This window comes from Rhodococcus sp. (in: high G+C Gram-positive bacteria), from assembly GCF_049286785.1.
Classification (GTDB): Bacteria; Actinomycetota; Actinomycetes; order Mycobacteriales; family Mycobacteriaceae; genus Rhodococcus_F.
In genome coordinates this window covers 1-13444 of sequence record NZ_JBAQEO010000018.1, presented here as the reverse complement: position 1 = coordinate 13444, position 13444 = coordinate 1, and the positions used below count along the sequence as shown (strand labels likewise).

Sequence of the window (13444 nt, the reverse complement as noted above, 5' to 3'; positions counted from 1 at the left end):
GGGTGCCGGACGTTGAACGTGTAAGAATCCGGATCCACCCGGCGAGCCACGAGAAGGGATGTGAAGGTGCGCACCACCAGTAACCCGGTGTTCCGCAACCTGCCCAAGCAAGAGGGCAGCGGCGGATACGCCTCGTTCGGATCTACGACGGCCGGTGCCGCGCAGGTCACGCAGCAGTTCGGTCAGCCGCAGTACACCCAGGCCGAGCCTTCCCGGGTCGGCCCCGACTATCGTGCGATGACCATCGACGACGTGGTCACCAAGACCGGGGTCACCCTCGGCGTGCTCTCCGTCGCCGCGATCATCTCCTACTTCCTGGTGAGCAACGACGCGGGGCTCGCAACTCCGTTCGTCATCGGCGGCGGCCTCGTCGGTCTCGTGCTCGTTCTCGTGGCCACGTTCGGCCGCAAGATGGACAACCCGGCCATCGTGCTCGCCTACGCAGCCGCGGAAGGCATCTTCCTCGGCGCCCTGTCATTCATGTTCACCGACATCACGTTCGGTGGAGTCGGCGGTTCCGCGCTCATCGCTCAGGCGGTGCTCGGTACGTTCGGCGTCTTCTTCGGCATGCTCGTCGTCTACAAGACCGGGGCCATCCGTGTCACGCCACGCCTTACCCGCATGGTCATCGGCGCCCTCATCGGTGTCGTGGTTCTCGCGCTCGGCAACATCGTCGCCAGCTTCTTCACCGAGGGTGGCCTCGGCCTCCGCGACGGCGGCACGATGGCCATCATCTTCAGTCTCGTGTGCATCGGCATCGCCGCGTTCAGCTTCCTGCTGGACTTCGACGCCGCCGACCAGCTGATCCGCGCCCAGGCGCCGGAGAAGGCAGCATGGGGTGTGGCCCTCGGCCTCACCATCACCCTGGTGTGGCTGTACGTCGAGATCCTGCGTCTGCTGAGCTACTTCAACAGCGACTAGTAGTTCAAGCGCGACCGGCAGCGAAAGGCCCCCGAGAGCATGCTCTCGGGGGCCTTTTCGTGCGCGGTGCACAGGTGCGGAAAGTGCCTACGACAGGCGTTCGATCACCATGGCCATCCCCTGGCCACCGCCGACACACATGGTCTCGACACCGAACGTCTTGTCCTGCTCGCGCAGGTTGTTGAGCAGGGTGTTGGTGATGCGGGCACCGGTCATCCCGAACGGGTGGCCGAGGGCGATGGCGCCGCCGGAGACGTTCAGCTTGTCCTCGTCGATTCCCAGCTCACGAGCCGAGCCGATCACCTGGACGGCGAACGCCTCGTTGATCTCGAACAGATCGATGTCCGAGACGGACTTACCGGCGAACGCGAGCGCCTTCTTGACGGCCTCGATGGGTCCGAGGCCCATGATCTCGGGCGAGAGACCGGAGACACCGGTGGAGACGATGCGGGCCAGCGGGGTCAGGCCGAGGGCCTTGGCCTTGGTGTCGGACATGATGACGAGGGCGGCGGCGCCGTCGTTGAGGGGGCACGCGTTGCCGGCGGTGACCGTGCCGTCCGGGCGGAACACCGGCTTGAGCTGCGAGATCTTTTCGTAGCTGGTGCCCGCGCGGGGGCCGTCGTCGGTGGAGACGACGGTGCCGTCCGGCAGGGTCACCGGGGTGATCTCGCGTTCGAAGAAGCCGCGGTTGATCGCCTCTTCGGCGCGGTTCTGGGAGCGCACGCCCCAGCGGTCCTGGTCTTCACGGCTGATGCCGGTGGCGGAGGCGACGTTCTCGGCGGTCTGGCCCATCGCGATGTAGACGTCGGGGAGCAGGCCGTCCTTGCGGGGGTCGGACCAGGCGGTCCCGCCCTCGGCGAGCTTGGCGGTGCGGGCTTCGGCGTCGGCGAACTTGGCGTTCTTGGTGTTGGGCAGCCCGTCGGCGTTGCCGGTGACGAAGCTCGACACCGATTCGACACCGGCCGAAATGAAGACGTCACCCTCGCCGGCCTTGATAGCGTGCATCGCCATGCGGGTGGTCTGCAGCGACGAGGAACAGTAGCGGTTGACGGTTACGCCGGGCAGGAAGTCGTATCCGAGTTCGACCGCGACGACGCGAGCGATGTTGAAGCCTGACTGGCCGGCCGGCTGGCCGCAGCCCATCAGCAGGTCGTCGATCTCGGTGGGATCGAGACCAGGCACCTTCGCCAGTGCGGCAGCGATCATCTGGGTGGCGAGATCGTCGGGGCGGATGTCCTTGAGTGAGCCCTTCATGGCCCGGCCGATCGGTGAGCGTACTGCAGAGACGATTACTGCCTCGGGCATGAAAACTCCTTTGTCAACTTCCGGGGATCTACTCGTTGTTGCAGACCACCGTTTTATGTATTCACCGACAACTTACGTTGCTCTCCGCCACGCGGCAGAGGCCGTCTCACTCATCGATCCTCCGCGGCCTGTGAGGCGGACGCTTCTTCCATACCCATGAGGTCGTCGAGACGACCCGGAACCCGCCGGTTCGCGCCGCGGCGCCATAGGAACCGGTTGAGTGCGGCGGTGATTCGCGTGCTCCACCGTCGAGATTCCGCGGCCTCCGACACCTCGGGAAGATCGGGCAACGGCCCGCCGTGCCACACACCCAGAGCAGACGCGAGAACGGGCACGATCTGTATGGCCGCGAGTTCGTATCCGGCCGCCGAAGGATGGAAGTGGTCGGCGGACAACATCCGGTCCGGAGCCGCCAGGAACTCCGGTGCCAGGAGATCGGCCAGCGCCACCGGATGGCCGCCAGCCGCGGTGGTCGCCGCTGCCTGAGCCCTCGCGAGTCGCAACCCCCACGCCCGGACGACGGTACGCAGCGGTTGGGGAATGGCGGTGACGACGCCGAGATCGGGGCAGGTGCCCACCACCACCGCGCACCGGTGCTCACGCAACCGAGCAACCGCCTCGCCAAGTCGGCGCGCCGACGCGCGGACGGAGTTCTTGGACGTGACATCGTTGGCGCCCACCAGGATCACGGCGGCGTCGGGCGGCGGCCCCGCCACGAACATGGCGTCCACCTGCCCGCTGAGGCCGCGGGAGGTGGCGCCCCCGATCGCCTTGGTGCTCAACCGGATTCTCTTTCCCGTCTCGTCCGCCAGACGTCGGGCGATCTGCACGCCCGGCACCTCCTCGGCCGTCAGGCATCCCACGCCCGCCGCAGTCGAGTCGCCGAAGATCATCAGATGAATGTCGTACGCGGTGTTGCGGCGCCAGCGTTCCGGCGTGGTGACGCCGGGTGAGTAGACGCCGTCGGCCTCGGGAGGCTTCGCGACGTTCCGTCCGATCACACCGCGTGCAGCGCTGGCCTGGGACATCAGATACGTGTACGCCGCCCACGACAGCGTCCCCGCGCTCGAACCTGCCACGACAGCCGTGGCCCCGGCCTTCACGCCGGTCTGCCAGGTGTTCTTGGGCACTGATCTCCCCCTTCCGCTACCGGTATTCCCGTCACGGGCTGCGGCGGACAGCCTCACAGACAAATCTAGCTGGATCCGGGCCCGACGTGGGACTCTGTGAGCACTCGGCGAGGGCATCTGGGAGCATGGACGCATGCGCATCGCGGAACATGTCGTCGACCTGATCGGCAACACCCCTCTCGTCAAGCTCAACTCGGTAGTCGGCGAGAACTACGGGACTGTTGCAGCCAAGCTCGAATACCTGAACCCGGGCGGAAGCTCGAAGGACCGAATCGCGGTCAAGATGATCGATGCAGCCGAGGCGTCGGGTGAGCTGAAGCCGGGCGGAACCATCGTCGAGCCCACCTCGGGTAACACGGGTATCGGCCTCGCTCTGGTGGCGCAGCAGCGCGGGTACAAGTGCGTGTTCGTCTGCCCCGACAAGGTCAGCGAAGACAAGCGCAACGTTCTCAAGGCCTACGGTGCCGAGGTCGTGGTGTGCCCCACCGCGGTGGCGCCGGAACACCCGGACAGCTACTACACCGTCTCCGACCGGTTGGCGCGGGAACTGCCCGGCGGCTGGAAGCCCAACCAGTACTCGAACCCCGGCGGACCGCAGAGCCACTACGAGACCACGGGCCCCGAGATCTGGGCCGACACCGACGGCAAGATCACGCACTTCGTGGCGGGCGTCGGCACCGGCGGAACCATCACCGGCACCGGCCGCTACCTCAAGGAGGTGTCGGGCGGAAAGGTCAAGGTCATCGGCGCCGATCCCGAGGGTTCGGTGTACTCCGGTGGCACCGGCCGCCCGTACCTGGTGGAAGGCGTCGGCGAAGACTTCTGGCCCAGTGCCTACGATCCGTCCATCCCGGACGAGATCATCGCCGTGTCCGACGCCGACTCCTTCGAGATGACCCGTCGCCTCGCCCGCGAAGAGGGCCTGCTGGTGGGCGGTTCGTGCGGCATGGCCGTCGTCGCCGCACTCGAGATCGCCAAGCGTGAGGGCCCCGACGCGCTCATCGTCGTGCTGCTGCCCGACGGCGGGCGCGGGTACTTGTCCAAGATCTTCAACGACAAGTGGATGGCATCGTACGGCTTCCTGCGCACCCCGCTCGACGGCAAACCCGACGAGAAGACCGTCGGCGACGTCTTGCGCGGCAAGTCGGGCGAACTGCCGGACCTCGTGCACACCCACCCGTCCGAGACGCTGCGTGACGCCATCGAGATCCTCCGCGAATACGGTGTGTCCCAGATGCCGGTCGTCGGCGCCGAGCCGCCCGTCATGGCCGGTGAGGTAGCGGGCAGCGTCACCGAGCGCGACCTGCTCAGCGCGGTGTTCGAGGGCCGGGCACAACTTGCGGACCCGGTGGAGAAGCATATGAGCAAGCCGTTCCCGCTCATCGGTTCGGGCGAGCCCGTATCGGCCGCCACGAAGGCGCTGGGCGACAGCGATGCGCTGATGGTCGTCGACGACGGTAAACCTGTGGGAGTGATCACCCGCCACGATCTGCTCGGGTTTCTCAGCGCAGGGTCCTGATCCCGTAGGTTCGTAGCAATTCGGGACTGGTCCCGGCCTTCCGAAACGGGGGATCAGCGTGCAGCTCCACCACAGGTTTCGTCGACTCCTGCTCGCCCCGGCACTGCTGATCGCGGTCGCCGGGTGTGGGGCGGGCATCGAGGGCACCGCGGTCGCGCAGCTGGGTTCGATCGGCGACTCGTCCTCCGGGGAATTCACATATCCCGTGACCGCGGGCGACACCCCGGATTGTGCCGCGCTCACTGCGGCGCTGGGCAGCCTGGTCGGGAACCGGCCGCATCTCACCGAGACCGTGCTGCCCGGAACGAACGATCCCACCTGCTCATGGTCAAAGGGGCCGAGCAACGTGATGAGCACCCTCACGGCCACGGTCAAACCTCAGGTCACCGATCCTGCCGTCATCGCCGAGATGCGGAACGGCAGCAACGTGGTGATCGATCCTCGTTCCGAGGAGGTGGACGGTGTGGTTCTCGACGTCGTGGCCATGGCGTTGCTGACACCGACCCACAGCATCATCGTCAACGCACTCGACCCCGCGGTCGGTGATACCACCAAGCTCGATGTGGCGTTCGCCATCGCGGAGTATCTGCAGAATTAGGTCCCCACTAGGCTGGGCGCCATGAGTGAGCAGCGCAGCAAAGCGGACAACATCAGCTGGCAGGGTTTCTCTACCAAGGCCGTGCACGCGGGCTACGAGCCCGACCCTCAGACGGGCGCCGTCAACGTCCCGATCTACGCGAGCTCGACGTTCGCGCAGGACGGTGTAGGCGGCATGCGTAACGGATTCGAGTACGCCCGCACCGGCAACCCCACCCGGCGGCCACTCGAAGCCAACCTCGCCGCCCTCGAATCAGGCACGTACGGGCGCGCCTTCGGCTCGGGCATGGCAGCCACCGACTGCGTGCTCCGCTCGGTGCTGCGCCCCGGCGATCACCTCGTGATCCCCAATGATGCCTACGGTGGAACCTTCCGGCTGATCGACAAGGTTTTCACCCAGTGGGGCATCGAGTACACGCCCGCCGCGGTGTCCGACGTGGCGGCGGTCCGGGCGGCGATCCGGCCCAACACCAAGCTCGTGTGGGTGGAGACCCCCACCAATCCGCTTCTCAACGTCGGTGACATCGAGGCGCTGTCCGAGGTGGCGCACGCCGCCGACGCGAAGATCGTGGTCGACAACACCTTCGCGTCGCCGTACCTGCAGCAGCCGCTGCAGCTGGGCGCCGATATCGCGTTGCACTCCACTACCAAGTACATCGGCGGGCACTCCGACGTCGTCGGCGGCGCCCTCGTCACCAATGACGAAGAACTCGATACGGCATTCGCGTTCCTGCAGAACGGTGCAGGCGCGGTGCCGGGCCCGTTCGACGCCTACCTCACGCTGCGCGGCATCAAGACCCTTGCCCTGCGTATGGAAAGGCACAGCGACAATGCCGAGAAGATCGTCGAACTGCTCGACGGTCATCCGGCCGTCTCCCAGGTGATCTACCCGGGTCTCGAATCGCACCCGGGACACAAGGTTGCCGAGAAGCAGATGCGCCGGTTCGGCGGCATGATCTCCGTCCGACTGGCCGGTGGCAAGCAGGCGGCGCTGGACTTGTGCGCGCGGACCGAGATCTTCACCCTCGCGGAGTCGCTCGGTGGCGTCGAGTCCCTGATCGAGCACCCGGGGGCCATGACCCACGCCTCCACCGCCGGCTCGCTGCTCGAGGTGCCCGACGACCTGGTCCGCCTGTCCGTCGGCATCGAGGACGCAGCCGATCTGGTCGGTGACATCGAGCAGGCACTGAAGTAGGTCCTATGCTGACCCGCGTGGAGCCCGTCACGCTGGAACGCATCGAAGCCGCTCGTACCCTCCTCGACCCCGTCATACGCCGGACGCCGGTGATCGCGTCCCGCGTGCTGTCGGAACGAAGTGGGCACGAGGTGTCGCTGAAATGCGAAAACCTCCAGCGCACAGGATCTTTCAAACCGCGCGGCGCATACAACCGGATCGCGAACCTGTCTGCGGAGGAACGCGTCCGCGGTGTCGTGGCCGCCAGTGCCGGCAACCACGCGCAGGGAGTGGCCTGGGCGGCCACCGAACTGGGCATATCGTCGACGGTGTTCATGCCCACCGGCGCCGCGCTGCCCAAACTGGTGGCCACGAAGGCCTACGGGGCAACCGTGCACCTCACTGGCGACACCGTCGACGACGCACTGGTTGCCGCACAGGAATTTGCCGCGAAGACCGGCGCGGTGCTCATCCACCCCTTCGACCACGTCGATATCGTCGCGGGGCAGGGCACCGTGGGACTCGAGATCCTCGAACAGGAACCCGACGTCGGTACCATCATCGTCCCGACCGGGGGCGGGGGACTGCTCGCAGGCATCGCTGCCGCGGTCTCGGAGCGTAAACCCGACGTACGCATCATCGGCGTGCAGGCCGAACAGGCCGCGGCGTGGCCCCGGTCGCTCGCCGAAGGTCATCCGGTAGCGCTCGACCGGATGTCGACGATGGCCGACGGAATCGCGGTGGGCAGGCCGGGCGACATTCCCTTCGTGCACGTCGCAGCCCAGGTCGATGCGATCGTGACGGTCACCGAAGACGCGCTGTCGCGGGCGCTGCTGCTCGGCATCGAACGTGCGAAGCTCATCGTCGAACCGGCCGGCGCTGCGGCAATGGCCGCGCTGATCGGTTGCGCCACCGACGAACTCGGGCTCACCGGGAAGGTATGCGCCGTGCTGTCCGGGGGCAACATCGATCCGCTGGTGCTCACGCATGTCGTCAACCACGGACTTCGTGCGGCCGGGCGCTATCTCGGTGTGCACGTCACCATCCCGGATCGGCCGGGCGGGCTGGTGGCACTTCTCGGGGTGGTGAGCGCCAACGGGGCCAGTGTGGTCGACGTGGTGCACTCGCGGACCCGGAAAGCGCTCGCTCTCGACGAAGTGGAGGTGTTCCTCACCGTCGAAACCCGCGGGCCCGGACACCGGCAGGATCTGCTCGATGCGTTCGACACGGCCGGATACGTCGTCCGGTTGCAGGATTAGTCAGTAGGGCCACCCGCCGAGCGTGATGACCCGGAACTCCTGATCGACGAGCCTCGCCGGTAACTCGAGAGTGGTGAGCCAGTCGATCGCGCTGCCGCCCATCCGCGCGGCAGCCGTGCTGACCGCGTGAGCCATCGTGCATGACTCCGCCACCACGGACACGGTGCGCCACAACGACACCGATTCGGGATGAAGCGGTTTGACGGTGCTCGCCGTCGCGACGCCGGTCCCGGACGGAATCGACACCTGGCACGTCGGGTCACCCGGAAGATCCTGGACCTGTACCTGCCAGCCGCCCGGCGGAGTGGCGCCGGCGGTGGCGATGTCCCCGCCGAGGGCGACAAGGACCCCGCAGCCGAGAAGCACGGCCGTGCTCGATGCACAGTGATCGGCGGAACTGGCCCGCGCCGTCACGGACAGGTCCAGTTCCAGCCCCGGCGGAAGCACGACCTCGGTACCGTCGACGGTCACCGATCGCCAGGAGTGGGTCCGGGTCGCCGTGGCGGTGGGATCGAGTGCGCCGTCGGTAGTTCGCGCGGCGGCCAGAGCATCGGTGAGAAAGCGTGCGAACATCGGGGTGACCACATTGCGTCCCTCTACGAGTGAACGGATCTCGGAGTCGCCCCGGTCGCGGTTGGTGGCGGCGTCGGCCGCTGTCAGGTAGCCGCGGATCAGGTTCGCTGCAGAGTCCAGGGCATCCGGGTCTGTCACGACAACACGCGCATGCGTGCCCCATGTGACCCACTCCGTTGCGCTCTTGGCGCTGTCCATCCCGAGGTTGTTCCTTTGTTCGACCGGGCGGCTCAGGATCCGCTCGACACGGCGTCCGGGGTGCCGGATCCGGCAGCGACGAGAGTTGTCGCCATGGAATTATCGGGCGCCGCAGAATCTGCGGCTGCCGCGATGCCGCCGCCCGCGACGAGTCCGGCGATTCCGGCTGCCGCCAGGGCGCGGCGAACGGGCAGCAGTCGGGCGGGGCGTCGCTCTTCACTCATGGGTCCAGCTTCCACCCCCAACCTGTGAGCAATCTGGGAAGAGCCTGAGGTTGTCCCCGGGTTGTCCGGGTGCGCGTCGGAGTCCGTCCACGCACCGGACCAATCCTGCAGAATCGCCTCGAATCAGCTGTGCCCCGTCGTAACGTGAATCCACTCGGTTGGAGCGCCGAGAAGGAGGAGCAACGTATGTCAGTGGATGCAGCGGCGATCATCGTGGCGATCACTACCGCAGCGGGCGCAATCGTTCAGGGGGCGGATATACCGCAGCCGGTCAAAGATCAAGCAGCCGAGGCAATTCATTCGGTACAGGAAGCTTCGCCCGACGTTCAAAAGCAGGTCGACGACGCTATAGCGGCGTTACCGGAACCGGCCCGTCTGCAAGCCGAGCAGATGGTGGCCCAGACGGGAGACGCCGTCAAGCAGGCCACCGATCCGTACATTCCTCCTCCGCCCGCCGGCCACGTGGCCCCGCCCCCGCCGGCCGGCGCACCGCCCGTGCTGCCCGACACGCCACTCGATCTGCCCCCGGCGCCGATCGCTCCGGGGGTTCCGGGTGTGCAGGGCGGTCTGGCGGCGTTACCCGGTGTTCCGGCCCTGATCAGTGGGCTCGGGTCGCTGATCCCGGCGGTGCCCGCCGGGTTCCCGGGAGTCTCGCTGGCACCCGTGGGAGCGATTGCCGTGTTCGCCCCGTGGATACGCAAGGCGGGCTCGCTGTGCGAGGGCATCACGCCGCCGACGCTGGCGGCTCTGTACTCGGTCGAGAACGGTTTCCGCTACGGGCCCGCGTCGCCGGTCTCGAGGGCGGGAGCCCGTGGCCCCGGACAGTTCATGCCCGGTACGTGGGCCAATTACGGCAAGGACGCCGACGGTGACGGGAAGGTCGACATCAACGGTGTCGCGGACCCGATGATGGCCTCGGGGCAGATGCTGTGCGACCTGCACGCGCAGATCGATGCGTGGAAGAAACAGGGTCTGGTCAAGGGCGACACCCTCGATCTCACGCTCGCCGCGTACAACGCGGGTGCAGGTGCCGTTCGGACGGCCGGCGGAATGCCGACCGGAAAATTCGACTACGAGCACGAGACGCAGCCGTACGTCGCGCGGATCCGGTCACTCGAGGAGTCGTTCGCCCGGATGCTGTCGCCGTTCTTCTACGGGGCAACCGTCGCCGGTGGGACCAGCCGCGTCCTGGACGCAGCCATGCGCTTCATCGGTCTGCCGTACGTGTGGGGCGGTGGCAATATCAACGGGCCGTCCGGCGGGGGGTTCGACTGCTCCGGTCTCACGTCCTTCGCCTTCTACGCCGCGACGGGTATCACCCTTCCCCGGACCTCGGAGACGCAGTGGCGTGTGGGTACCGAGATACCGCTGTCCGAGGCGAAGCCCGGGGACCTGCTCTTCGGGAACTGGCAGGCCGGTGGACCCGGGCACGTGGCGATCTATGCAGGGAACGGCCAGATGCTGCACGCCCCGACGACGGGTGATGTGGTCCGCATCGGACCGGTCTTTTCCGGCATGAAGGCCCGCAGAATCGGCTGATGTGACAGCCGTCGAGGTCGGCTGAATGCAGAAAACTCCGGCCGGGTGCAGGACCCGGACCGGAGTTCCGGCAGGTGTTCGATCAGCTGTGGTACGGCTCTGCGCTGACGAGCGTGACCTTCATGCTGCTGCCGTTGGGCAGCGTGTATTCACGGGTGTCGCCGACCTTGGCTTCGAGCAGAGCCGCGCCCAACGGTGAGTTGGGGGAGTAGACCTCGAGCTTGTTGTCACGCGCTCCCTCTTCGCGGGTGGCGATGAGGAAAGTTTCGGTGTCCTTCTCATCGCCGTCGTAGTAGACCTTCACTACGGATCCGGGCAGAGCCACGCCGGACTGTGTGGGAGCTTCGCCGACCTTCGCGCTGTTCAGGAGTTCCTGAAGCTGGCGGATACGAGCTTCCTGTTGACCCTGCTCCTCGCGGGCCGCGTGGTAGCCACCGTTCTCCTTCAGATCGCCCTCTTCGCGACGCTCGTTGATTTCGGCGGCGATGACAGGACGATTGGCAATGAGTTGGTCGAGTTCGCTCTTGAGCCTGTCATGTGACTCCTGTGTAAGCCAGGTCACCTGGGTCTCGGTCATCTCGATCACTCCCTCGTAGTTGGAGCCGCCGGGCTCCCTCGACAGACCACTGCAACGAGCAGTGATCAACGGCTCGACGGGTGGACACGACCGAGGTTCGGCGTGCATCCGTCCTGCCGCCAATGCAGCAATACACGGTTCCAAACCGGAACCGTGTATCAAGCGATTCTAGCACGATCGGGGAGTGCCACCTGCGATTCGACGCGAGCGGTCGCTCGGTTCGAGAAAAATCAGCCGGTGGTGAGGTAGGCCGGAATATCGAAGCTGCAGCCGTAGATGTCGCCCATCGCCGGGGGGCGCGACGTGTGGACGGGAGCGGTGAGCTTGACGGTTTTGTCGGGGCCGCCCGCAATGTAGACCTCGCGGCGCCCGGTCTCGGAACCGTCCTTGGAACGCGCGCGGACGATGCACACCGCGGCCCGGGACGGGTCGTCCCGGGTGACGGTGAACGTGATGTCGAGACGGGAGTCGTCGATCACTTCGAACGAGGTCGCTTCGGTTTCGATCTCGTTCGAGGCGAACTTGCTGTAAGCGACGAAAGCCACGACCATGCCCACCACGATCACGGCGGCGGTCAGTACCCAGGCGAGCCACCGCCGCGGCTGCGCCGGTTGTGTCGCCGCTGCGTATCGGCCTGGGGGAAGGGTTCGCGTCATTACTCTGCTCTTCTCGTACCGCTCGGTTCTCGCTACTCGCAGCACTCCGGCGGGGTCACGGCTGCAAGCGGAACTCTCGGGTGGAACTATAGAGGACGTGCACCGGGCGCCGTCGGAGACGGCGGAGACTCGGAACACGACACGAACCAGCCGGCAACGGCTACTGGCGAAGTTGAGGTGAACGTACACGTGAGCGGATTCCGTCTCATGGCCGTCCATGCCCATCCCGACGACGAGTCGAGCAAAGGCGCGGCGACGACGGCCCGTTACGCCGCCGAGGGCAACGAGGTACGGGTCGTCACCCTGACCGGGGGTGAACGCGGCGACATTCTCAACCCGGCGATGGACGTGCCCGGGGTACGCGACCGGATCCACGATGTGCGTATCGAGGAGATGGCCGAGGCCGCGCGCATCCTCGGAGTCCAGCACCAGTGGCTGGGCTTCGTCGACTCCGGACTTCCCGAGGGTGATCCCAAGCCGCCGCTGCCGGACGGTTGCTTCGCGCTGGTCCCGCTCGAGGTGCCCACGGAGGCGCTGGTCCGGGCCATCCGGGAGTTCCGTCCGCACGTCATGACGACGTACGACGAGAACGGTGGATACCCGCATCCCGATCACATCCGTTGCCATGAGGTGTCGATGGCGGCGTACGAGGCTGCCGCCGATCCGACGAAGTTCCCCGACGCGGGTGAGCCGTGGGAGGTGCAGAAGGTCTACTACTCGCACGGATTCATCCGGAAGCGGCTTCTGCAGTTCCAGGAGGAGTACGACCGGCGGGGCGAAGAGTTCCCGATGGCGGAGTGGCTCAAGAAATGGAAGACCGAACAGGGTGACCTGATGGCTCGGATCACCACCCAGATCACCTGCGGCGACTACTTCCCACAACGGGACGACGCACTGCGAGCGCACGCGACGCAGATCGATCCCAACGGCTCGTTCTTCGCGGTCCCCCTGGAGATTCAGCAGAAGATCTGGCCGACCGAGGAATTCGAACTCGCCAAGACGCGGGTCACCACTTCCATCCCGGAGAACGATCTGTTCGCCGGCATTCACAAGGACGGACAGAAGTGAATACTGTGACGGCGCACCTACTCACCGGAACAGTCGATCTGCTGGCACAGACGCCGAGCAGTCCCACCGGTCCCGAGTTCGGCAAGGCATCGCCCATCGGCCTGGTTTTGATCCTCGCATTGCTCGCCGGCGTGGTACTGCTGGTGCGCTCGATGAACAAACGGTTGAAGAACCTCCCCGACACCTTCGAGCCCGAGCACCCGCAGCCCGATCAAGAGGTGGACGAGGGCACGGACCGCGGTGCAATCCGCGGCTCCTCCACGCCGAGCAAACCGACAGATACGCCCCCGAACCTGCAGAAGTAATCGAACAGGAGCCGGACATGGACCCACGCGCACACAACAGGCTCGCTGGGTCCACCAGCCCCTACCTGCGACAGCACGCCGACAATCCCGTGCACTGGCAGCAGTGGGGTGCCGACGCCATCGAATGGGCACGTGAGCGTGATGTTCCGATTCTGCTTTCGATCGGCTACTCCGCATGCCACTGGTGTCATGTGATGGCCCACGAGTCCTTCGAGGACGAGTCGGTGGCGGCCCTGATGAACGAACACTTCGTATGCATCAAGGTGGACCGGGAGGAGCGCCCCGATCTCGACGCGGTGTACATGAACGCCACCGTCGCGATGACGGGTCAGGGGGGTTGGCCCATGACGTGTTTCCTCACCCCCGACGGCGCGCCGTTCTACTGCGGTACCTATTACC

Annotated in this window: 15 protein-coding genes; 9 read left to right on the top strand and 6 right to left on the bottom strand. The window is 66.3% G+C overall.

Annotation, left to right across the window (positions count from 1 at the left end):
• Window positions 1-66 precede the first annotated feature (66 nt).
• On the top strand, window positions 67-921 hold the full coding sequence (locus tag WAW17_RS00765) for a Bax inhibitor-1/YccA family protein (protein ID WP_422331124.1): 855 nt from the start codon (window positions 67-69) through the stop codon (window positions 919-921).
• 87 nt (window positions 922-1008) lie between these two features.
• On the opposite strand, the gene WAW17_RS00760 is transcribed toward WAW17_RS00765, so the two are convergent.
• Window positions 1009-2226 (bottom strand): acetyl-CoA C-acetyltransferase, encoded by a 1218-nt coding sequence (locus WAW17_RS00760; RefSeq protein ID WP_422331123.1) that lies wholly within the window; start codon window positions 2224-2226, stop codon window positions 1009-1011.
• A 110-nt stretch (window positions 2227-2336) separates the two neighbouring features.
• Window positions 2337-3356 (bottom strand): SGNH/GDSL hydrolase family protein, encoded by a 1020-nt coding sequence (locus WAW17_RS00755; protein WP_422331122.1) that lies wholly within the window; start codon window positions 3354-3356, stop codon window positions 2337-2339.
• Between the two features lie 133 nt (window positions 3357-3489).
• Between WAW17_RS00755 and WAW17_RS00750 the strand changes: the two genes are divergently transcribed.
• From WAW17_RS00750 to ilvA, 4 genes are read left to right on the top strand one after another with little or no spacing between them, the layout of a single operon-like run.
• On the top strand, window positions 3490-4875 hold the full coding sequence (locus WAW17_RS00750) for a cystathionine beta-synthase (protein WP_422331121.1): 1386 nt from the start codon (window positions 3490-3492) through the stop codon (window positions 4873-4875).
• A gap of 58 nt (window positions 4876-4933) precedes the next feature.
• Window positions 4934-5473: a hypothetical protein gene (locus WAW17_RS00745; protein WP_422331120.1), complete on the top strand. Its 540-nt coding sequence runs from the start codon at window positions 4934-4936 to the stop codon at window positions 5471-5473.
• A gap of 21 nt (window positions 5474-5494) precedes the next feature.
• Window positions 5495-6667: a cystathionine gamma-synthase gene (locus WAW17_RS00740; protein WP_422331119.1), complete on the top strand. Its 1173-nt coding sequence runs from the start codon at window positions 5495-5497 to the stop codon at window positions 6665-6667.
• 5 nt (window positions 6668-6672) lie between these two features.
• Window positions 6673-7905: a threonine ammonia-lyase gene (ilvA, locus tag WAW17_RS00735; protein ID WP_422331118.1), complete on the top strand. Its 1233-nt coding sequence runs from the start codon at window positions 6673-6675 to the stop codon at window positions 7903-7905.
• On the opposite strand, the gene WAW17_RS00730 is transcribed toward ilvA, so the two are convergent.
• Window positions 7906-8676: an FAD:protein FMN transferase gene (locus tag WAW17_RS00730; protein WP_422331117.1), complete on the bottom strand. Its 771-nt coding sequence runs from the start codon at window positions 8674-8676 to the stop codon at window positions 7906-7908. It lies immediately after the preceding gene.
• A gap of 32 nt (window positions 8677-8708) precedes the next feature.
• On the bottom strand, window positions 8709-8900 hold the full coding sequence (locus tag WAW17_RS00725) for a hypothetical protein (protein WP_422331116.1): 192 nt from the start codon (window positions 8898-8900) through the stop codon (window positions 8709-8711).
• Between the two features lie 186 nt (window positions 8901-9086).
• On the opposite strand from WAW17_RS00725, the gene WAW17_RS00720 reads away from it, so the two are divergent.
• A complete protein-coding gene (locus WAW17_RS00720) occupies window positions 9087-10439 on the top strand; it encodes an NlpC/P60 family protein (RefSeq protein ID WP_422331115.1) in 1353 nt (450 codons plus the stop codon).
• Between the two features lie 82 nt (window positions 10440-10521).
• On the opposite strand, the gene greA is transcribed toward WAW17_RS00720, so the two are convergent.
• Window positions 10522-11016, bottom strand: a complete 495-nt coding sequence (greA, locus tag WAW17_RS00715; RefSeq protein WP_422331114.1) for a transcription elongation factor GreA — start codon at window positions 11014-11016, stop codon at window positions 10522-10524.
• Window positions 11017-11246: 230 nt separating this feature from the next.
• Window positions 11247-11672, bottom strand: a complete 426-nt coding sequence (locus WAW17_RS00710) for a DUF4307 domain-containing protein (RefSeq protein ID WP_422331113.1) — start codon at window positions 11670-11672, stop codon at window positions 11247-11249.
• 189 nt (window positions 11673-11861) lie between these two features.
• On the opposite strand from WAW17_RS00710, the gene mca reads away from it, so the two are divergent.
• The 3 genes from mca to WAW17_RS00695 all read left to right on the top strand — a co-directional run.
• Window positions 11862-12740, top strand: coding sequence for a mycothiol conjugate amidase Mca (mca, locus tag WAW17_RS00705; protein ID WP_422331112.1), 879 nt, complete (start codon window positions 11862-11864; stop codon window positions 12738-12740).
• The gene (locus WAW17_RS00700; protein WP_422331111.1) at window positions 12737-13045 is read left to right on the top strand and encodes a hypothetical protein; all 309 of its coding nucleotides are present in this window, start codon (window positions 12737-12739) and stop codon (window positions 13043-13045) included. Before mca ends, WAW17_RS00700 begins: the two co-directional genes overlap by 4 nt.
• 17 nt (window positions 13046-13062) lie before the next feature.
• Window positions 13063-13444: DUF255 domain-containing protein (locus tag WAW17_RS00695; RefSeq protein ID WP_422331110.1), on the top strand; the 382-nt coding region annotated here is incomplete at its 3' end.